This window comes from Pseudolabrys taiwanensis, from assembly GCF_003367395.1.
In the GTDB taxonomy this organism is placed as follows: Bacteria; Pseudomonadota; Alphaproteobacteria; order Rhizobiales; family Xanthobacteraceae; genus Pseudolabrys; species Pseudolabrys taiwanensis.
This window is the reverse complement of record NZ_CP031417.1, coordinates 1,884,049-1,903,522: the sequence shown is the minus strand read 5'-3', so window position 1 is coordinate 1,903,522 and position 19,474 is coordinate 1,884,049. Positions and strand designations below refer to the sequence as shown.

Below are 19,474 nucleotides of genomic sequence, written 5' to 3'. Positions count from 1 at the left end.
GCTTATCCTTGCGTTTTGTGAATCGGCTCTTCTGTCGTCGCCGGTGTCGGAGACTGCTGCCCTTTGGGTAAATGTCCGAACACATGCGGCTTCATATGCTGCTGCCAGAACGAATTCAGCGGCTGCTGCAACAAGTGCCCTTTGACGAGCGGCGGAATCTGCTCGCCGACCAGGATTCCGAGGAGCCCCAGCAGCGCGACCACCGGGGGTGCCGGCGAGCGCACCTGGATCAGCGCGTAGAACACGCCGACCAACAAGCCGGCTCCCAGTGAGAAGAGATAGAGCTTCATTGGCGTGCTTCCGTCCACCAGCTATCGGTAGAGCCATTTGGCGATCGCGCGTGTGTAGCGCGGCATGATGACGTAAATGATCAGCGCCACGATGGCTGCGTCGACGAAGAACTGTCGGACATAGGCATGCGTCTTTACCGGCACGAGATCGAATACCGGGTGAAGCAGGAGCGGGATCACGATCGTCAGCGGATAGATCACCGACAGCGTGACCAGGAACTGCTTGTAAGGCGCGGCCCGCTGCGGCTTGGCCTGCGGCGTGAACCAGAATTCGAGGCCGGTCTTGATCTCGACGTGGTCGTCGCCGAGGAAGTGAGGCAGTGCCTCTGCGATGAATTGCTTACGTTCCTTGGAATCCAACCAGCCGCGCAGGTGATCCACCGTGTCGAAATGCAGGACGATCGTGTATTCGGTTGCGCCTTTCGCCGGCCGGATGACGTTGACGCCGCGGTGGCCCGGAAAGTGCGCGGCGGCGGGGACGATCTTGCGAAGCCAATCCTCGTATGCGGCATGATCGTCCGCCTTCACGTCATGGCGGATGACCAGCGTCACCTCGGCGTGATCTTCCATCGGCAGCGCCGGTCCCGGTGGGACCGGCGCCTGGCTGCGGGAGGCATTGTCCACGGTCATACCGCTCCCCGCTATGCGGCGATGCCAGCCTCGCTCGCATGCTCGCCCAGCATGGTCTTGGCGTAGATGATGCCAAGACCGTAGGCGCCGGCGTAGGCTTTCGCCACACTGGTCGTCGCGTCGTAGGTGTCGGCGCGCGCCCAGTCGCGTTGCAGCTCGAGCAGATACTGAACGGAAGTCATCGGCCGTGCGCCGGCCTGCACCATGCGCTCGATCGCGCGCGCATGGGCCTCGTCGGACACGTCGCCGCAGGCGTCGGCGATGACATAGACCTCGAATCCCTGATCGAGGGCCGAGAGGGCCGGGCCAACGATGCATACCGACGTCCACAAGCCGGCCAGTACCACACGGCCCTTGCCGATGCGGTTGACTTCGTCGATCACCGCCTTGTCTTCCCACGTGTTCATCGACGTCCGATCGAAGAACACTCTGTCGGGGAAAGCGGACTTGATCTCGTCGAACATCGGACCGGAGAAGCTCTTCTCGGCCACCGTGGTGGGAATGACCGACACCTTGAAGATCTTGGCGGCGTTGGAGATCAGGGCGGCATTATTGCGTAACAGCACAGCGTCGATCGACTTGGTGGCGAAAGCCATCTGCGACTGGAAGTCGATCAGGATCAGCGTGTGATCGGTCGGGGAGAGCAGGGTCTTTCCCGGTGCGGCTTTAGCGACTGGCATGAGGTCTACCTGGCTTTAAAAGATGACGGTTCAGCTTTTGATGAAGGCTAGCAGATCGGCATTGATGACGTCTGCGTGGACGGTCGGCATGCCGTGCGGAAAGCCTTTGTAGGTCTTGAGTGTGCCGTTCTGGAGAAGCTTCGCAGACAACGGGCCCGAGTCCGCGTAGGGAACGATCTGATCGTCGTCGCCGTGCATGACCAGCACGGGCACTTTGATCTTTTTCAGATCCTCGGTGAAATCCGTCTGCGAGAAAGCAACGATCCCGTCGTAATGCGCGTTCGCGCTCCCCATCATCCCCTGGCGCCACCAGTTCCAGATGACCCCGGGTAGGGCCGTCGCGCCGGGCCGGTTGAAGCCATAGAACGGCCCGGCCGGCAGGTCGTAATAGAACTGGGCGCGGTTCGTGGCGACTTGGACCTGCAATCCGTCAAAGACATCTTTCGGGAGTCCGCCCGGATTGCTCGCTGTCTTCACCATCAGCGGCGGCACCGCCGCGATGATGCAGGCCTTGGCGACGCGGCTGTCGCCGTGCCTGGCAATGTAGTGCACCACCTCGCCACCGCCGGTAGAGTGGCCGACGTGGATCGCGTTCTTCAGATCGAGATGGGCCGTGAGCGCCGCAAGATCGTCGGCATAATGGTCCATATCGTGACCGGTTGCGGTTTGGCTCGAGCGGCCATGTCCGCGTCGATCATGCGCGATCACGCGAAAGCCCTTTTGAAGGAAGAAGAGCATCTGGGCATCCCAATCGTCTGCCGAAAGGGGCCAGCCGTGGCTGAAGACGATCGGCTGCCCGCTGCCCCAGTCCTTGTAAAAGATCTCGGTGCCGTCCTTGGTCGTGATCGTCGACATCTGTGAATGTCCTCGAGGTGTGGGTGAGCGTGCTGTGTGTCGAGCGGCCGCCGGGTAATGCGTGCGCGGAATGGAGTTTGCCAGCGGGCCGCTGATGCTGGCTTGAAGGAAAGCGGCGTCGGTGGAATAAAATCGGCGGCTTCGCGAAACCGTGATTAGGCAACGGACGTCGGCGCCGATTGGGACATTCGCCGCGTCGGAGGGTGGATGTCCTGTTGCGCCGTTCGTACGGAGCCCGCGCTAACTGGCGACCGTTTGTCGCGACAGTTCTGAACCGGTCTGACTTGCTGCGACCAGGTCGGCAACGGAGATAAGCACGAACGCGGCAGCGCTTCCCATGACGGAAGGGGGCGCCTGAGTCCTATCGAACGACAAGCGTACGAACTGCGAGTGCGGCGGCGGATGCCCGGTTTTCGACGCCGAGCTTGGCATAGATCTGCTCCAGGTGTTTGTTCACCGTGCGCGGACTGAGGTCGAGGATCTCCGCGATGTCGCGGTTCGACTTTCCGCGCGCGATCCAGAGGAGGACTTCTGCCTCCCGTTGCGTCAACGAGAGCTTGCGCTTGAGAAGGTCGGCGTCGCTGGCACGGTCTCCCTCGGTCAACCGCAACAGAAATTCGTCAGAGCCGATCGGGCCGATAAAGGATAATTCCACCTTTCTGGCGGTGCCGGCATCCGACAACGCGATCGACTCTGTTGGCGTGCCCGGCTTTTGTTCGGCGCAGTCGTCGAGCCATTTTTGCACGTTCTGCGGGAGTACATATTGCTCGGTCGCGAAATCCTTCAAGGCGGCGCTCAGGAGCTTCACCGTCTGCGGCGTCGACCAGAGCACGTGGCCCCGTCTGTCGGCGGCCATGAGATAGCGGCCGAAAACGTCGAGCGCGGCCTGCGCGCTGTGCGTCTTGCGCGCGTTGACGAGGTGGACGTGGATGCGCGCCAGCAATTCCTCCGGCACGATCGGTTTGGTGACATAATCGACGCCGCCGGCTTCCAGTCCTTTGATGATGTCGCCGGTTTCGGTAAGGCCGGTCATGAAGATGATCGGCACATGCGTCAGTTCTTTCATCTGCCTCAGCCGCCGGCACGTCTCGAAGCCGTCCATGCCCGGCATCACCGCATCCATCAGGATGACGTCCGGCTTGATCTTCTCGATCATCGACAGCGCCTGCACGCCGGCGCGCGCAACGAGAACGGTCTTGCCGGATTCCTCGATGGCATCCGTCAGCATGCGCAGAGTGTCGGGCGAGTCGTCCACGACGAGGACGATGTCGCGGCTGTCAACTTTCAACATGGTCGGTCCGGAGCTCCTCGAGAGCGGCGACGAGACGTTGCAGGTCGACCGCTTCGACCATGGGCGAGAGTTGGGCCACGAAGGATTCGAATGTCGGAGAGGCGAGCTGGATTTCATGGAGCTTGTCCTGAATGCCGCGCAATTGGCCGATACGGCCGAGCTGAATCAGAGCCTCGATATCCACGCGCGGGGGCAGCGGCGACCGCGCCAGAACCGCAATGGCGGCCGGCGCGGTGGCTTTGTCATCCGCGGCGTAAATCCATTCGATGTTGAGCAGCGCGTGGATCTTCTCCAGCAACAGTCGAAGGTCCAGTGGCTTCATCAGATAGTCGTCGTGAACGCGCTCGGGCGCCAGTTCGCGGCTCTTGTCGGGTGCCAGCGCCGAGAGCATGATGATGGCACAGCGCTCAGGTAATATCTTGCGCAGCCGCGTCGTCAGGTCCCAGCCGTCCATGTCCGGCATCGACACGTCGACGAGGGCGAGATCCGGCGCCGTATGCGCGACCAGAGCTAGCGCATCGACGCCGCTCGCCGCCGCGATGACGACGAAGCCGAGCGGGCGTAGCAGCTCTTCGATCAGTTCGCGCTGGGTGTGGTTGTCGTCGACGACGAGAACGGTCTGGCGTGGGCCGGCATAACCGCGCACTTGGTCTTCGATCGTCGATGCGATGCGCGGCCGTGCCACTTCCGACAGAAGCAGCTTGACGGAGAACGTGCTGCCGCTGCGGGGCGTGCTGTCGACGGTGATCTGGCCGCCCATGGTTTCGACCAGGAGCTTGGTGATGGTGAGGCCGAGACCGGTACCGGTCGTCGTGCCGAGGTGGGGCGAGTGGGCGCGCTCGAATGGCTGGAAAATGCGCTCGATGTCGTCCTCGTCGATACCGATGCCGGTGTCATCGATGTCGAAACGCGCGACCTGGTTGCGGTAGGTGATCCGCAGCGTCACCTGGCCTCGGTCGGTGAACTTGATGGCGTTGGACAGGAGATTGATCAGGATCTGCCGCAGCCGGTTCTCGTCGGTGTAGACGACGGCCGGCATGTTCTTGGCCGGCACGAAGTGGAAGTCGATGCCTTTGGCGTGCGCCTGCAGGCGGAACATGTCGACGACCTGGGCAATGAATTCGGCGAAGGCCACTTCATTGCGGTTGAGGTGGAAGCGGCCGGCCTCGATCTTGGAGATGTCGAGGAGGCCGTCGATCAGGCCGGACAGATGCTCGGCGCTGCGGCGCACGACTTTGAGCGCGTCGACGCGCCGGCGCGGCATGTCGGGATCGCGCTCGAGGATGCGCGCGTAGCCCAGGATCGAGTTCAGCGGCGTGCGAAGCTCGTGACTCAGCCCGGCCACGTGCCGGCTCTTGGCGTTGTTGGCCGCCTCGGCGACTTCCTTCGCCTTCTGCAGCTTGGCGTCCGTGCGCCGATGCGCCTCGATTTCACGCATCAGCAGTTCGGTCTGTCGGCGGGTTTCCTCCTCGGCGACGCGCCGGCTGTCGTGCGCCAGCACGAACAGCCAGGCGGCGATACCGCCGACGATGGTGAGGATGAAGAACACCGTCCACAGGGTCGATCTGAGGATCGTCTTGTTGACGAAGGGATCGAACGACACTTGGAAATACACGAACAACAGCACCAGGCCGATGACGCCGGCAAACAGCGACAGCACGCCGCTGTAGTGCCCGACGTCGGTGTTGAGCGTCCGCAGCACCCAAGGCGGCATGAGCTTGTCGAGTATCGCGACCGTCTGGTTGGCGAGCCGCGCGTGCGGCTTGCAGCTGTCGCGGCAGCGCGTCTCCAGCGAGCAGCACAGCGAGCAGATCGGGCCGGAATAGGCCGGGCAATGCGCCATGTCCTCGGCTTCGAAGGTATGTTCGCAGATCGCGCAGCGGATCGATAGTTGGCCGGCCCAATCTCGTCGCGGCGGCCGGGCGATGTAGTACTGCCCGCCGGTGATCCAAGCGATGGCCGGTGCCGCGACGAAAGTGACGGCCAGTGCGACGAAGGGCGCGAGCGGCTCCAACGTCTCACCGAAGAGGCCGAACATGCAGGCGATGCCCGACAGCGTCGCGAGCAGCATGGCGCCGACGCCGACCGGATTGATGTCGTAGAGATGCGCGCGCTTGAACTCGATCATTGGCGGGCTCAGGCCCAACGGCTTGTTGATCACGAGGTCGGCGACGAGCGAGCCGACCCAGCCGATGGCGACCAGCGAATAGAGACCGAGGATGTGTTCCAGCGCCTTGAAGATGCCGAGCTCCATCAGAAGGAGCGCGATGACGACGTTGAACACCAGCCAGACGACTCGGCCGGGGTGGCTGTGCGTCAGCCGGGAGAAGAAGTTCGACCAGGCGATCGAGCCGGCATAGGCGTTGGTGACGTTGATCTTGATCTGCGAGACGATGACGAAGGCGCCGGTGAACACCAGCGCCGCGCTCGGCGAGGAAAACACGTACTGGAACGCGACGAGATACATTTGCGTCGGTTCGGCGGCGCGGTCCGGTGGCACCATCTGCCGCACGGCGAGAAAGGCGAGGAAGGAGCCGGCGAGCATTTTGAGAATGCCCGGTACGATCCAGCCGGGTCCCGCCAGCAGGTTGGCGGTCCACCATCCGCCGCGCTTGCCGCAGGGCTTGGCCGGCAGGAAGCGCAGGAAGTCGACCTGTTCGCCGATCTGAGCCACCAGCGAGAACACGACGGTGGCGCCGGCGCCGAACAAGACGAGGCTGAAATGGTCGGAGCCCTGGCCCGGTGTGCCGGCATAGCGTGTCCATTCGGCGAAGGCCGGCCAGTCGGCCGCGGCGATGAAGGCGAAGGGAAGGAAGTGCAGCGCGAGCCAGATCGGCTGCGTCCATAGCTGAAGCCGGCTGATGAAGGTGATGCCGTGCGTCACCAGAGGAATGACGACCAGCGAGCTGATGACGTAGCCGACCGACAGGGGAATGCCGAAGCAGAGCTCAAGCGCCAGCGACATGATTGCCGCTTCGATGGCAAAGAAAATGAACGTGAAGGACGCGTAGATCAGGGAGGTGATGGTGGAGCCGATATAGCCGAAGCCGGCGCCGCGCGTGAGGAGGTCGATGTCGACGCCGTATTTGGAGGCGTAGTAGGCGATCGGCAGGCCGGTGAGAAAGATGATGGTGCCGACCACGAGGATGGCGCTGGTCGCGTTGGTGAAGCCGTATTTGACGGTGAGGGCGCCGCCGATGGCTTCGAGAGCGAGGAACGAGATGGCGCCGATGGCGGTATTGGCAACCCGGAAGCTCGACCAGCGGCGGGCGCTCTTGGCGGTGAAGCGCAGCGCATAATCTTCCAAGGTCTGGTTGGCGACCCATTGGTTATAGCTGCGCCGAATTCGCACGATTCTTTGCTGCGCAGTCATGTTCACCAGCCTGGTTAAGTGCCTGCCTGGTCCGACGCTCTCTCCCCCATGTTGGCCGTTCTCCCTTTGAAACCTTTATTATTCGGCGTTCTGCCACCGCATTAGGCAACCCGCCGCCCGACCCGCCTCCGGGAGGAGACAGGTGCGCTGCAGCAGCGCCGCCACATCATGTGCCGGGGGTCCCCCGGCTGGTGCGTTCAAGAAGCCCCCACTTCCCAAGCATCTTGGTGCGCGCTTTGACGTAGCCATATACGTCAATCGACGTATGCTGCATTGCATCATTGTCAGTCAGCTTTTTCAACATGGAGTTCGGCTCCATGGGGTCAATTCATTTCGACAGAGGCGTCGCATGTCATTCGAAGAAAAAGGACGGCTTTCGGGTCCATCGCTCTCCCGCCGCCAACTGCTGGCCGGCACGGCTGCACTCTCCGCCGCGGCGCTGGTCGCACCGCAGGCGCTCGCACAAGCGTTCCCGACCGCCAAGGTTAACACGACCGGCCTTGCGGTCACCGACACCGAAGTCACCGTCGGCATTCTGCACTCGGTAACCGGCACGATGGCCATCTCGGAGACCGGCTCGGTGCAGGCCGAGAAACTGGCTATCGAGCAGATCAACGCGGCCGGCGGCGTGCTCGGCCGCAAGATTAAATTCATTCAGGAGGACGGCGCGTCGGACTGGCCGACCTTCGCCGAGAAGGCGAAGAAGCTTCTGGTGCAGGACAAATGCGCATCGGTGATGGGCTGCTGGACCTCCGCCTCGCGCAAGGCCGTGCTGCCCGTGTTCGAGCAGTATAACGGCATGCTGTATTACCCGACCTTCTACGAAGGGCTCGAGCAGTCCAAGAACGTCATCTACACCGGTCAGGAGGCGACGCAGCAGATCATCGCCGGTCTCGATTGGGTGACGAAGGAGAAGGGCGCCAAGACCTTCTATCTGCTCGGCTCCGATTACATCTGGCCGCGCACCTCGAACAAGATCGCGCGCAAGCACATCGAAAACTTCATGAAGGGCACGAAGGTCGTGGGCGAGGAGTACTTCCCGCTCGGCCACACCCAGTTCAACTCGGTGATCAACAAGATCAAGCTCACCAAGCCCGACGTGATCTACGCCATCATCGTCGGCGGCTCGAACGTCGCCTTCTACAAGCAGCTCAAGGCGGCGGGCATCGACCTGTCGAAGCAGACCTTGCTGACCATCTCGGTCACCGAGGACGAGATCGACGGCATCGGCGGCGAGAACATCGCCGGCGCCTATGCCTGCATGAAGTACTTCCAGTCGCTCAAGAACCCGAACAACGAGAAGTTCGTTGCGGCGTTCCACAAGATGTGGGGCGACAAGACGGTGATCGGCGACGTGACGCAGGCCGCTTACCTCGGCCCCTGGCTGTGGAAGCTCACCGTCGAAAAGGCCGGCTCTTTCGATATCGACAAGATCGCGGCCGCCTCGCCGGGCGTGGAGTTCACCGGCGCACCGGAAGGTTACGTGAAGATCCACGAAAACCATCACCTGTGGTCGAAGACCCGCGTCGGCCGAGCCCGCGCCGACGGCCAGTACGACCTCATCTACGAGACCGCGAATCTGGTCGAGCCCAATCCGTTCCCGAAGGGCTACCAGTAAGGACCGGCTCCGGCGTCCCGGCCCGACGCAGCCGGGACGCAGCCACCTCTCATTCGAAATTCCATGACGTGCCGGCATGCTCCGGCGCGAACGGAGTGGTGCGATGTTCGGCTATTCGCTCGGCGAGCTCGGTTCGATCTTTGCGATGCAGGCTTTCGCCGGCCTGATCCTGTTCTCGGTGTTCGTGCTGATGGCGCTCGGCCTCGCCATCATCTTCGGCCAGATGGGCGTGATCAACATGGCGCACGGGGAATTCATGATCCTCGGCGCTTACATGACCTACCTGACGTCGCACGTCTTCCAGACCTATCTGCCCGCCGGTTACCCGGCCTACTTCTTCGTCGCCATGGCCGTCGCCTTCATCGTATCTGGCGCGCTGGGGCTGGCGACCGAATGGCTTCTGATCCGCCATCTCTATGCGCGACCGCTGGATACCTTGCTCGCGACCTGGGGCCTCAGCCTCATCATGCAGCAGGCCTTCCGCTCCATCTTCGGTGCGCGCGAGGTCGGCGTGCAACTCCCCGATTGGATGATGGGCGCCCTGTCGGTGACCGACGTCATCGAAGTGCAGATCAATGGCCTGTTCGTGATGGGGCTCACGCTCATCATCACCGGCGTGGTGGCCTTGCTGCTGTTCCGCTCGCGCTGGGGCCTGCAGGTGCGCGCCGTGGTCGCCAACCGCACCATGAGCGGCGCCGCCGGCATCGATACCCGGCGCGTCGACCGGCTCACCTTCGGCCTCGGCTGCGGTATCGCCGGCATCGCCGGCTCGGCCTTCACGATGATCGGCTCGACCGGGCCGACCGCCGGCCAGCTCTACATCGTCGACACCTTCCTCGTCGTGGTGTTCGGCGGCGCGCAGAGCCTGCTCGGCACCATCGCCTCGGCGTTCACCATCTCGCAGTCGCAGTCGACGCTGGAGTTCTTCCTCACCGGCTCGATGGCGAAGGTGCTGACGCTCCTGTTCGTCATCGGTCTCTTGATGCTGCGGCCGCAGGGCCTGTTCGTCCTCAAGGTCAGAAGGTGATGTGATGCTCATGCTCAAGAACAAGAAAATTGATCTCGAACTTGTCGGCTTCGCGCTGATCGCTCTCCTGATCATCGTCGTATTGCCGCTCACGGTCGACATCTTCCGTCTCAACCTGGTCGGAAAATATCTCACTTATGCCTTTGTCGCGGTGGGGCTCGTCCTGTGCTGGGGCTATACCGGCATCCTGAGTCTCGGCCAGGGCGTGTTCTTCGGCCTCGGCGGCTACTGCATGGCGATGTTCCTCAAGCTCGAAGCCTCGAGCGTCGCCAACACCAAGATCCAGTCGACGCCGGGCATCCCCGATTTCATGGACTGGAACCAGATCACCGAGCTTCCTTTCTTCTGGGTGCCGTTCAAGTCGCTGCCCTTTGCCTTGATCGCGGTCATCGCGGTCCCGGCGATCGCCGCCTTCATCCTCAGCTATGCGATGTTCAAGCGGCGCGTCGGCGGCGTCTACTTCGCCATCATCACCCAGGCGGTGGCGGCGGTGCTGACCATCCTGATCATCGGCCGGCAGGGGTATACCGGCGGCATCAACGGCATCACCGACCTGCGCACCTTGCTCGGCTGGGACATCCGCACCGACGGCGCGAAATACATCCTCTACTTCGTCTGCTGCGCGTGCCTGCTCGGAACGATGTTCCTCGCGCGCTTCGTGCTCGGGTCCAAGCTCGGCCGCCTGCTGGTCGCGATCCGCGACAAGGAGGACCGCGTTCGCTTCTCCGGCTACGACGTCGCCAGCTTCAAGATCTTCATCTTCTGTCTCGCCTCGGCGATCGCCGCCATCGGCGGCGCGATGTTCTCGCTGCAGGTCGGCTTCATGTCTCCGTCCTTCGTCGGCATCGTGCCGTCGATCGAGATGGTGATCTTCTGCGCGGTCGGGGGCCGTCACTCGCTGGTCGGCGCCGTGGTCGGCACGCTCGTCGTCAACTGGGCCAAGACCAGCTTCTCCGAGAGCTTCCCCGAGCTGTGGCTGTTCGCCATGGGCGGCCTGTTCATCGCGGTGGTGCTGGCCTTCCCGCGCGGCCTGGCCGGCCTGTTCACCGATCAGATCCTGCCGCTCATCGGCCGTTACGACCGCGCGCGCGGTGGCGTGCTGCCGAAACCGGCGCCCGCGGAGTAAAGCCCGATGTCCAACAGCACGGATTTTCTGCTCGCGCTCGAAAACGTCACGGTTTCCTTCGACGGTTTCAAGGCGGTGAACGGTCTCAACCTCTACATCGACAAAGGCGAGCTGCGCGTCATCATCGGCCCGAACGGCGCCGGCAAGACGACGGTGCTCGATCTGATCTGCGGCCGCACCAAGGTCTCCGATGGCTCGATCAAGTTCAAAGACCAAGAGATCACCGGCCTCAAGGAGTACGAGATCGTCCGGCGCGGTATCGGCCGCAAATTCCAGAACCCGTCGATCTACGAGGATCTCACGGTGTTCGAGAACCTCGAATTGTCGATGCCGCACGGCCGCAACGTCGCCGGTGCGCTGTTCTGGAAGCGCTCGGAGGAGGTGACCGAGCGTGTGCGCGAGATCGCCGAGATGATCTTCTTGTCCGATCTGCTCGACCGCCGCGCCGAAACGCTCAGTCATGGCCAGAAGCAGTGGCTCGAGATCGGCATGCTGCTGATGCAGGATCCCGAGCTTCTGATGCTCGACGAGCCTGTCGCCGGCATGAGCGTGTCCGAACGCGTCAAGACCGCGGAACTGCTCAACGAGATCATCAAGCACCGCTCGGTGATCGTCATCGAGCACGACATGAAGTTCGTCGAAAGCATCGCGCATCGCGTCACCGTGTTGCACCAGGGAAAGATCCTGGCGGAGGGCGACATGGACACGATCCAGCACGATCCGAAGGTCAAGGAAGTCTATCTCGGTCACTGACGGGAGCGTGCCATGTTCGAAATCAAGAATCTCAACGTCGCCTATGGCCAGAGCGAGGTGCTGCACGGCATCGACCTCGCCGTACAGCCGGGTGAGATCGTCGCCGTCGTCGGGCGCAACGGCATGGGCAAGTCGACGCTCATGAAGTCGTTGATCGGCACCATCCCGTGCCGCTCGGGCGAGGTGCTCATCGACGGCAAGGATGTGTCGGTGCTGCCGAGTCACCAGCGCGTCGCGCGCGGCCTCGCTTACGTGCCGCAGGGCCGGCAGATCTTCGGCACCATGACGGTGCGCGAAAACATCGAGACCGGCCTCGTCGTCACCGGCAAGAGCGACGTGCCGGAGGAAATCTACAGCCTGTTCCCGATCCTGTGGGAGTTCGACAAGCGCCGCGGCGGCAATCTGTCCGGCGGGCAGCAGCAGCAACTGGCGATCGCGCGCGCGCTCGCGAGCGACCCGAAGATACTGCTGCTCGACGAGCCGACCGAGGGCATCCAGCCGTCGATCATCAAGGACATCGCCAAGGTCCTCAAGGATATCCGGCAGTTGCGCAATCTCTGCATCGTCGTCTGCGAGCAGGTGCTGAGCTTCATCCTCGATGTCGCGGACCGCATCGTGGTGATGGAGAACGGCCGGCTCGTTCACGCCACGCCGCGCGCGGAGGTGAACGAAGCGGAGATCGCGCGGTTTCTGGCGGTCTGAGTTCTAAGCGTCGCGGCCTGTTGGGGGGGGCGGCGCAAATTTCGTCCGGTCATAACGGGTTTCGCGAAGGAGCAGGAGAAAATGCCCGATACCTTAATCAAAGTCGATCTGACTGAATCGCCTTACAAGAACGAGATGATCCATAATCGCTGGCATCCGGATATCCCGATGGTGGCGTGGGTCAAGCCCGGCTCCGACTTCATCGTCGAGACCTACGATTGGACCGGCGGCTTCATCAAGAACAACGACTCCGCCGACGATGTGCGCGACATCGACCTGTCGATCGTGCACTTTCTCTCCGGCCCGATCGGCGTCGAGGGTGCCGAGCCTGGCGACCTCTTGGTCGTCGATCTGCTCGACGTCGGCGCCAAGCCCGAGAGCCTGTGGGGCTTTAACGGCTTCTTCTCCAAGAAGAATGGCGGCGGCTTTCTCACCGACCACTTCCCGCTGGCGCAGAAGTCGATCTGGGACATTTCCGGCGTGTATACGCATTCGCGGCACGTGCCGGGCGTGCAGTTCGCCGGACTGATCCATCCCGGCCTCATCGGCTGTCTGCCCGATCCGAAGCTGCTCGAGACCTGGAATAAGCGCGAGGTCGACTTCATCGCCACCGATCCCGCGCGCGTGCCGCCGCTCGCCAATCCGCCCTTCGCGGCAACGACGCACGCCGGTAAGGCCACAGGCGCCGTGAAGGACAAGATCGCGGCGGAGGGCGCCCGCACCGTGCCGCCGCGCGAGCATGGCGGCAATTGCGACATCAAGGATTTGTCGCGCGGCTCGAAAATCTTCTTCCCCGTGTATGTGAACGGCGGCGGCCTGTCGATGGGCGATCTGCACTTCAGCCAGGGCGACGGCGAGATCACCTTCTGCGGCGCCATCGAAATGGCCGGCTGGCTGCATATCAAGGTCGACATTATCAAGGACGGCATGTCGAAATACGGCATCAAGAACCCGATCTTCAAGCCGTCGCCGATCACGCCGAGCTACAACGACTACCTCATCTTCGAAGGCATCTCTGTCGACGAGTGGGGCAAGCAATATTATCTCGACGTTCATATCGCCTATCGCCAGGCATGCTTGAACGCCATCGAGTACCTGACCAAGTTCGGCTATACGAAAGCGCAGGCCTACGCCATCCTCGGCACCGCGCCGGTGCAGGGGCACATCTCCGGCGTGGTCGATATCCCCAATGCCTGCGCGACGTTGTGGCTGCCGACCGACATCTTCGACTTCGATGTGATGCCGAGTGCGGCCGGGCCGATCAAGCACATAAAAGGCGGCGTCGATATTCCGATGTCGCCAGATAAGTAAGATCGCCAGCCTCACACACTGACGTCATCGCCCGCGCAAGCGGGCGATCCAGTACTCGCTGCTGTCCGTGGGCACTGGATGCCCCGCTTTCGCGGGGCATGACAGGCGGCGTCCTTCCTGGAGCTCAACCATGCCTGTTTACGACTACCTCTGCGCGGCCTGCGGTCCGTTCACCGACATGCGGCCGATGGCCGAATGCGACTTGCCGCAGCAATGCCCGGACTGTGGCGATACGGCGCCGCGCGCGCTTCTCACGGCGCCGCATCTGGCGTCGATGGACACCGCCCGGCGCACCGCCTTTGCCACCAACGAGCGCAGCGCGCACGCGCCGATGACGCTGCAGGAGATGAAGGGCAAGCATGGCGCCGGCTGCGGCTGCTGCTCGGGCAAGAAGTCGATGCGCTACACCAAGCGCGGCAAGAACGGGTCCAAGAGTTTCCCCACCAGTCGCCCCTGGATGATCAGCCACTGAATGAGGTTGACAGTATCTTCGCCGATCAGATGCTGTTCCATTTCTCAAGCAGCGATGACGTGCCGCAACAGAGACGATGACGTCACGCGCCATACGTTGAATGCTGCTGCACGGCGACGTCGCGGCTCAGGAGTGCGTCAGCGCCCGGCGGCGGAGCCCCGCCGATGCGTCATCTCACCCGAAGTGTGATGGGCGAGCATTGCAACCGCCGTATCGGCGGCTGAGGGGTCAGCAGGGCAGGACTGCGCGCTGCGAGGTGCGGGCGTGGTTGCGCGCCGCGCGCCAACTCCTACAATCCCAACCCCACGATCACAGCGAGTAGTCCGGAACATTATGCAGAGCTCCAGGTCATTGATTGGGATCATCGGCGCCGGCATCGGCGGACTTGCGGTCGCGGCGGCGCTGCGTGCCCGTGGCTTCAACGTGCGCGTCTTCGAACAAACGTTGAAGTTTGCGCGTGTCGGCGCCGGCATTCAGATGACGCCCAATCCGATGAAGGTGCTGCGCGCGCTCGGGGTCGAGCCGGAACTGCGCCGCATCAGTTTCGAGCCCGTCTCCGGCCTCAACCGTGACTACGATTCGGGGGCCGTGACTAACGAACTGCCGCTGCGAACGGCGATCGAGGACCGCTACGGCGCACCGTATCTCTGCGCGCACCGCGCCGACCTGCACACCGCCATCAAGAACGTTGTGCCGGACGAGGTCATTTCTTTCGGGCGCAAGCTGGCCGGCATCGAACAGGGCGCCTCGTCTGTGACGCTGACCTTCACCGACGGTTCTACGGAAACCGTCGATGCGTTGATTGCGGCCGACGGCGTTCATTCGGTCGTGCGTGACGCCATGCTCGGCAAAGAAGAGCCGCGCTTCACCGGCCGAGTCGCCTATCGCACGACTTTTCCGGCGTCGCTGCTCGGCGACAAGCAGATCGCGCCGTCGCGCACCAAGTGGTGGGGACCCGATCGCCACATCGTCATCTATTACGTCACTGCGAACCGCGACGAAGTCTATTTCGTCACCAGTCAACCGGAAGATGCGGGATGGATGACACGCGAATCGTGGTCGACCAAAGGCGATGTGAACGTGTTGCGCGAGGCGTTCTCGGCTTTTCATCCCGAAGTGCGGCGCGTGCTCGAGTCCTGTCCCGAAGTCTATAAGTGGGCCTTGCTCGCGCGCGATCCGCTGCCGCGCTGGACGGAGGGGCGGGTGGTGCTGCTCGGCGATGCCTGTCATCCAATGCCGCCTTACATGGCGCAAGGCGCCGCGATGGCGCTCGAGGATGCGATCGTACTGGCGCGCTGCCTCGAGGGCGTCGAGCCCGAAGGCTTCGCCACCGCGTTCAAGCGCTACGAATGGACCCGCAAACCGCGCGCGAGCCAGATTCAGCAGATGTCCGGCAAAAACACGTGGATGCAGCACAACACCAATCCGGACTGGGTCTACGGGTATGACGCGGTGACGGCGCCGCTGACCGACAGCCCGGTCGATCCGATGGTCAAGATCGCGTCCTGACGATCTGCTAGCGCTTTAAAAAACTGCTTTAAAAAGAAACGGCGGGGAGGAAATGAGGACATTCGACAAGAAGCGGCGGTTGTTATGTGCCGCCATGCTGCCTGTTGTTGCGGCCTTGAGCGGCGTTGCTGGACTGCCGGCGTCGGCCGAAACCTATCCCGCGCGAACCGTGACGATTGTCGTTCCGTATCCGGCCGGTGGCCTTGGCGACATCCTGCCGCGGGCGATGGCGCAGGTGTTGCAGGAGCAGACCAAGCAGACTTTCATCATCGATAACCGGCCCGGTGCGACGCAGTCGATCGGCACGCGCTACGCCGCGCACACCGCGGCCGACGGCTATACGTTGTTGTTCGGCAGCGTGACGAGCTTGGCGCTCAATCCGATCCTGAAAAAGAATCTGCCTTATGATCCGCTCAAGGACTTCGAGCCGATTGCCCTGACTTTTATGTCGCCGATGTATCTTGTCACGCGGCTCGATTTGAAGGCGAACTCGGTCAAGGAGCTGATCGCGCTGGCCAAGACCGATCCGAAGAAGCTTACCTATTCTTCAGGCGGCGTCGGCTCTTCGTCGCACCTGGCCGCTGAGCTGTTCAACACAATGGCGGGCACGTCGATGACACACGTGCCCTATGGCGGCACGGGCCCCGCAATCCGCGACACGATCGCCGGTGTCGTCGACCTGACGTTCACCGGATCCGGCATGTCCTATGCGAAGCAAGGGCAGGTGAAGGCGCTCGCGACCACTGGCGCTACACGCGCGACGGCGGCGCCTGACGTCCCGACGCTGGCCGAGTCCGGACTTGCGGGCTACGAGGCGAGCATCTGGTTCGGCTTTCTGGCGCCGGCCGGCACGCCGCGGCCGATCGTCGACAAGCTCTACGCGGAGATGAAGAATGCGGTGGAATCCGGCGCCTTGCGCGAAAAATTGCGGGCGACGAACGACGAGGTGGAACTGGTGGTCAAGCCACCGCAGGAATTCCGCGCCTTCATCGGTAAGGAGACCGAGCGCTGGCGCAGCGTGACTCAGGCCGCCCATCTCAAGCCGCAATAGGGCGAACTGAGAGCCAATACTGGACGAGCGCCGATTTAATCGGCGCGCTGGTCCAGGTCGAGCGTTCGCGCGCTTCCGGCCGCCTGTGGAGCCGCGCGGAAATCGTGGCCTTGCCCGCGTCGCCGAAATGTGGCTTAAGGCGATGATAAATAACGTAAAAGTCGCAACTTCATGGATCGTCGTTTTGCCACTGCCCCCATGATGGACTGGTCGGACCGGCACTGCCGGTTCTTCCATCGCCTCATGACGCGCCGGGCGCTGCTCTATACCGAGATGGTGACCACCGGTGCCGTCATTCATGGCGACCGGCAGCGACTGCTCGGCTTCGACTCGGCGGAACACCCCATCGCGCTGCAGCTGGGTGGCAGCGATCCGGCCGCGCTCGCCGAAAGCGCCCGCATCGGCGAGGGCTTCGGTTATGACGAGATCAATCTCAATGTCGGCTGCCCGTCCGACCGCGTCCAGGAAGGCCGCTTCGGCGCCTGCCTGATGCTGGAGCCGCAGTTGGTCGCGGCCAGCGTCGCCGCGATGAAGGCAGCGGTGAAGGTGCCGATTACGGTCAAGTGCCGCATTGGCGTCGACGACCAGGATCCGGAACAGGTGCTGTTCGCCTTCGCCGCGCAGGTGCGGGAAGCGGGTGCCGATGCGCTCATCGTCCACGCCCGTAAGGCCTGGCTGAAAGGCCTGTCACCGAAAGAGAACCGCGAGGTTCCGCCGCTCGATTATGCCATCGTGCATCGGCTCAAGGCGGCGTATCCCGATTGGCCGATCGTGCTCAATGGCGGGCTCGGCAGCCTTGAGCAGGCCCGCGCCAATCTCGGCGGCCTGGACGGCGTCATGCTCGGCCGCGCCGCCTATCAGGAGCCGTGGCGGCTGCTCGGCGTCGATCCCCAGTTCTATGGAGAGGCGGCGCCGTTCGCTTCGGCCAAGGAGGCCGGTCTGGCGCTCATTCCCTATATCGAGCGTGAGATGGAAAAGGGTGTGCGGCTCAATTCGATCACGCGTCATGTGCTCGGCCTGTTCCGTGCCGTGCCGGGTGCGCGGGCTTTCCGCCGTCATCTGGCGACAGAGGCGGTGAAGCCAGGCGCTTCGGCGGCGGTTATGGCTGATGCCCTGGCCTTGATAGTGGACACGCCGGACGAAATGGCGCACATCGCCGCCTGACGTCATCGAGTCTACCTCCCTTATTGTCCGGGGCATCAATCGTGCTGGGTCATCCCATCGGCGAGCTCGTCATGCTCGCCCTCTGGATCGCGGGCGCCGGCCTCGTGGTCGGCGTGCTCGCCGGCTTGTTTGGCATCGGCGGCGGCGCCGTCATTGTGCCGGTGTTGTACGAGGTGTTTCGTGCGCTCGACGTGCCCGAGGACTTGCGCATGCAGATGTGCATCGGCACGTCCATCGCCATCATCCTGCCCACCACCATCCGCTCCTACTACGGGCACAAGAAGAAGGGCGCGGTCATCGCCGAGGTCGTGCGCGTATGGGCGCTGCCGGCGGTGTTCGGCGTCGCGATCGGCGCCGCCACCGCGACCTATGCGCCGTCCTCCGTTTTCAAGATCGCCTTTGTCGTCTTCGCCGCCTTCATCGCGACGCGCATGTTGATTGGCGCCGATCGTCTGAGCCTCGGCACCGAGCTCCCGGGACGCGCGGTGCTGTCCGTCTATGGTTTCATCACCGGTCTTGTCTCGTCACTGGTCGGCGTCAGTGGCGGCGCGGTGGCGAACGCCGTGCTGACGCTCTATGGCCGGCCGATGCATCAGACCGTCGGCACGGCTGCCGGCATCGGCGTGCCGATCACCATTGCCGGCACCATCGGCTACATGCTGGCCGGCTGGCCGCATCAGGCGCAGTTGCCGCCGCTGTCGATCGGTTTCGTTTCGCTGATCGGCTTTGCGCTGATGGCGCCGGTGTCGAGCTACACGGCCAGCTACGGCGTGCGTCTGGCGCACTGGCTGCCGCGGCGGCAGCTCGAGATCGCCTTCGGCATTTTCCTGGCACTGGCGTCGCTGCGGTTCGTCTTCAGCCTCATCGGATGATCGCAAGCGCGTCGCGTTATTTCTTGGCGCTGGGCGTGTTCTCGGCGGCGAAGGCGCGGGCCATCCGGATGGAGTTGGTCGATTCATCCGCCAAGTGCTGAACAAAGCGCGCCAGGATGGCGATATCGGACGGCTTGTTACCGGAAAAAAGCCGGTCGTTTATGCGGCGGAGCAGGGGCGTCAGCTGCGCCAGGATGCTCTTGCCGTCGTCCGTCAACTCGACCAGCACGGCACGCGTGTCGCGCGGATGCGGCTTTTTGGTCAGGAGCCCCTTCTCGACAAGTTCGCCGACCGCCGCGGTTACGTTGGCGGCAGCGACGTGAAGCTGCTTGGCGATGGCGCTGATGCCGACCGTGCCCTTCTTCTGCAGATGCCACGTCGCGAGAACAACGGAGTATTCGGCTGCGCTTAGACCGACCGAACTCGCCAAAGCGCGGCGCAACGAGTGCATGCCGGCAACGGCGGCGAAAAGGTCGGCCACGAATTTACGGAATTCGAGGTCGGATCCATCGACGAGAAACTGCGGCAGGCTGACGGTCAAGTTGGATTTGACGCGTTTCGGAGCCGACCGTCGCTTGGTCTTCGCAGTCGGCCTGCCTTTCGCCATCGCACATCCATTGAATTTGAATCGGCCGGGCCGAATTCGAAAGAGTCGGCCTCTGTATATTACGGGCGGCGAGCGGCTGGAAACCTGCTTTTGGCCAAGCGCGACGCGCTGCCACGTCGCAGGGCGCCCGCTGCGGACAAGGC

At 63.1% G+C, this 19,474-nt stretch carries 18 protein-coding genes; 11 read left to right on the top strand and 7 right to left on the bottom strand.

The features are described 5' to 3' along the window. Positions 1–2: 2 nt before the first annotated feature. From DW352_RS09145 to DW352_RS09120, 6 genes are all read right to left on the bottom strand, one after another. On the bottom strand, positions 3–290 hold the full coding sequence (locus DW352_RS09145; RefSeq protein ID WP_115690527.1) for a DUF1427 family protein: 288 nt from the start codon (positions 288–290) through the stop codon (positions 3–5). A gap of 21 nt (positions 291–311) precedes the next feature. Then, positions 312–920 carry an antibiotic biosynthesis monooxygenase gene (locus tag DW352_RS09140; protein WP_115690525.1) on the bottom strand — a complete coding sequence of 203 codons (609 nt, stop codon included), beginning with the start codon at positions 918–920 and terminating at the stop codon, positions 312–314. 11 nt (positions 921–931) lie between these two features. Further along, positions 932–1,600, bottom strand: a complete 669-nt coding sequence (locus DW352_RS09135; protein WP_115690523.1) for a hydrolase — start codon at positions 1,598–1,600, stop codon at positions 932–934. 30 nt (positions 1,601–1,630) lie between these two features. Further along, the gene (locus DW352_RS09130) at positions 1,631–2,455 is read right to left on the bottom strand and encodes an alpha/beta fold hydrolase (RefSeq protein ID WP_115690521.1); all 825 of its coding nucleotides are present in this window, start codon (positions 2,453–2,455) and stop codon (positions 1,631–1,633) included. A gap of 361 nt (positions 2,456–2,816) precedes the next feature. Then, on the bottom strand, positions 2,817–3,746 hold the full coding sequence (locus tag DW352_RS09125) for a response regulator transcription factor (RefSeq protein WP_115690519.1): 930 nt from the start codon (positions 3,744–3,746) through the stop codon (positions 2,817–2,819). Next, positions 3,733–7,119 (bottom strand): ATP-binding protein, encoded by a 3,387-nt coding sequence (locus tag DW352_RS09120; protein WP_115690517.1) that lies wholly within the window; start codon positions 7,117–7,119, stop codon positions 3,733–3,735. Before DW352_RS09120 ends, DW352_RS09125 begins: the two co-directional genes overlap by 14 nt. A gap of 349 nt (positions 7,120–7,468) precedes the next feature. Here DW352_RS09120 and urtA point away from each other — a divergent pair, with 349 nt between their 5' ends. The 11 genes from urtA (at position 7,469) to DW352_RS09065 (ending at position 18,724) form a co-directional block, all read left to right on the top strand. Next, positions 7,469–8,737 carry an urea ABC transporter substrate-binding protein gene (urtA, locus tag DW352_RS09115; protein ID WP_115690516.1) on the top strand — a complete coding sequence of 423 codons (1,269 nt, stop codon included), beginning with the start codon at positions 7,469–7,471 and terminating at the stop codon, positions 8,735–8,737. Positions 8,738–8,840: 103 nt separating this feature from the next. Further along, positions 8,841–9,764 (top strand): urea ABC transporter permease subunit UrtB, encoded by a 924-nt coding sequence (gene urtB, locus DW352_RS09110; RefSeq protein WP_115694325.1) that lies wholly within the window; start codon positions 8,841–8,843, stop codon positions 9,762–9,764. Positions 9,765–9,774: 10 nt separating this feature from the next. Continuing rightward, positions 9,775–10,890, top strand: coding sequence for an urea ABC transporter permease subunit UrtC (urtC, locus tag DW352_RS09105; RefSeq protein WP_210209992.1), 1,116 nt, complete (start codon positions 9,775–9,777; stop codon positions 10,888–10,890). 6 nt (positions 10,891–10,896) lie between these two features. Next, a complete protein-coding gene (gene urtD, locus DW352_RS09100) occupies positions 10,897–11,643 on the top strand; it encodes an urea ABC transporter ATP-binding protein UrtD (protein ID WP_115690514.1) in 747 nt (248 codons plus the stop codon). Positions 11,644–11,655: 12 nt separating this feature from the next. Further along, a complete protein-coding gene (gene urtE, locus DW352_RS09095) occupies positions 11,656–12,345 on the top strand; it encodes an urea ABC transporter ATP-binding subunit UrtE (RefSeq protein ID WP_115690513.1) in 690 nt (229 codons plus the stop codon). Between the two features lie 81 nt (positions 12,346–12,426). Further along, a complete protein-coding gene (gene fmdA, locus DW352_RS09090) occupies positions 12,427–13,656 on the top strand; it encodes a formamidase (protein WP_115690511.1) in 1,230 nt (409 codons plus the stop codon). Between the two features lie 130 nt (positions 13,657–13,786). After that, a complete protein-coding gene (locus DW352_RS09085) occupies positions 13,787–14,128 on the top strand; it encodes an FmdB family zinc ribbon protein (RefSeq protein WP_115690509.1) in 342 nt (113 codons plus the stop codon). A 351-nt stretch (positions 14,129–14,479) separates the two neighbouring features. Continuing rightward, entirely contained in the window at positions 14,480–15,637 is a 1,158-nt protein-coding gene (locus tag DW352_RS09080; RefSeq protein ID WP_245434375.1) for an FAD-dependent monooxygenase, read from the top strand. A gap of 52 nt (positions 15,638–15,689) precedes the next feature. Beyond that, positions 15,690–16,688 carry a Bug family tripartite tricarboxylate transporter substrate binding protein gene (locus tag DW352_RS09075; protein ID WP_115690505.1) on the top strand — a complete coding sequence of 333 codons (999 nt, stop codon included), beginning with the start codon at positions 15,690–15,692 and terminating at the stop codon, positions 16,686–16,688. A 171-nt stretch (positions 16,689–16,859) separates the two neighbouring features. Then, positions 16,860–17,852, top strand: coding sequence for a tRNA dihydrouridine(20/20a) synthase DusA (dusA, locus tag DW352_RS09070; protein WP_115690503.1), 993 nt, complete (start codon positions 16,860–16,862; stop codon positions 17,850–17,852). Between the two features lie 41 nt (positions 17,853–17,893). After that, a complete protein-coding gene (locus tag DW352_RS09065) occupies positions 17,894–18,724 on the top strand; it encodes a sulfite exporter TauE/SafE family protein (protein ID WP_245434374.1) in 831 nt (276 codons plus the stop codon). A gap of 16 nt (positions 18,725–18,740) precedes the next feature. Here DW352_RS09065 and DW352_RS09060 read toward each other — a convergent pair whose 3' ends face one another. Further along, a complete protein-coding gene (locus tag DW352_RS09060) occupies positions 18,741–19,331 on the bottom strand; it encodes a MarR family winged helix-turn-helix transcriptional regulator (protein ID WP_115690501.1) in 591 nt (196 codons plus the stop codon). Between the last annotated feature and the right edge of the window lie 143 nt (positions 19,332–19,474).

Coding starts and splice junctions, on each gene's coding strand:
- DW352_RS09145 (WP_115690527.1), bottom strand. CDS start 290: ATGAAGCTCTATCTCTTCTCACTGGGAGCCGGCTTGTTGGTCGGCGTG.
- DW352_RS09140 (WP_115690525.1), bottom strand. CDS start 920: ATGACCGTGGACAATGCCTCCCGCAGCCAGGCGCCGGTCCCACCGGGA.
- DW352_RS09135 (WP_115690523.1), bottom strand. CDS start 1,600: ATGCCAGTCGCTAAAGCCGCACCGGGAAAGACCCTGCTCTCCCCGACC.
- DW352_RS09130 (WP_115690521.1), bottom strand. CDS start 2,455: ATGTCGACGATCACGACCAAGGACGGCACCGAGATCTTTTACAAGGAC.
- DW352_RS09125 (WP_115690519.1), bottom strand. CDS start 3,746: ATGTTGAAAGTTGACAGCCGCGACATCGTCCTCGTCGTGGACGACTCG.
- DW352_RS09120 (WP_115690517.1), bottom strand. CDS start 7,119: ATGACTGCGCAGCAAAGAATCGTGCGAATTCGGCGCAGCTATAACCAA.
- urtA (WP_115690516.1), top strand. CDS start 7,469: ATGTCATTCGAAGAAAAAGGACGGCTTTCGGGTCCATCGCTCTCCCGC.
- urtB (WP_115694325.1), top strand. CDS start 8,841: ATGTTCGGCTATTCGCTCGGCGAGCTCGGTTCGATCTTTGCGATGCAG.
- urtC (WP_210209992.1), top strand. CDS start 9,775: ATGCTCAAGAACAAGAAAATTGATCTCGAACTTGTCGGCTTCGCGCTG.
- urtD (WP_115690514.1), top strand. CDS start 10,897: ATGTCCAACAGCACGGATTTTCTGCTCGCGCTCGAAAACGTCACGGTT.
- urtE (WP_115690513.1), top strand. CDS start 11,656: ATGTTCGAAATCAAGAATCTCAACGTCGCCTATGGCCAGAGCGAGGTG.
- fmdA (WP_115690511.1), top strand. CDS start 12,427: ATGCCCGATACCTTAATCAAAGTCGATCTGACTGAATCGCCTTACAAG.
- DW352_RS09085 (WP_115690509.1), top strand. CDS start 13,787: ATGCCTGTTTACGACTACCTCTGCGCGGCCTGCGGTCCGTTCACCGAC.
- DW352_RS09075 (WP_115690505.1), top strand. CDS start 15,690: ATGAGGACATTCGACAAGAAGCGGCGGTTGTTATGTGCCGCCATGCTG.
- dusA (WP_115690503.1), top strand. CDS start 16,860: ATGGATCGTCGTTTTGCCACTGCCCCCATGATGGACTGGTCGGACCGG.
- DW352_RS09060 (WP_115690501.1), bottom strand. CDS start 19,331: ATGGCGAAAGGCAGGCCGACTGCGAAGACCAAGCGACGGTCGGCTCCG.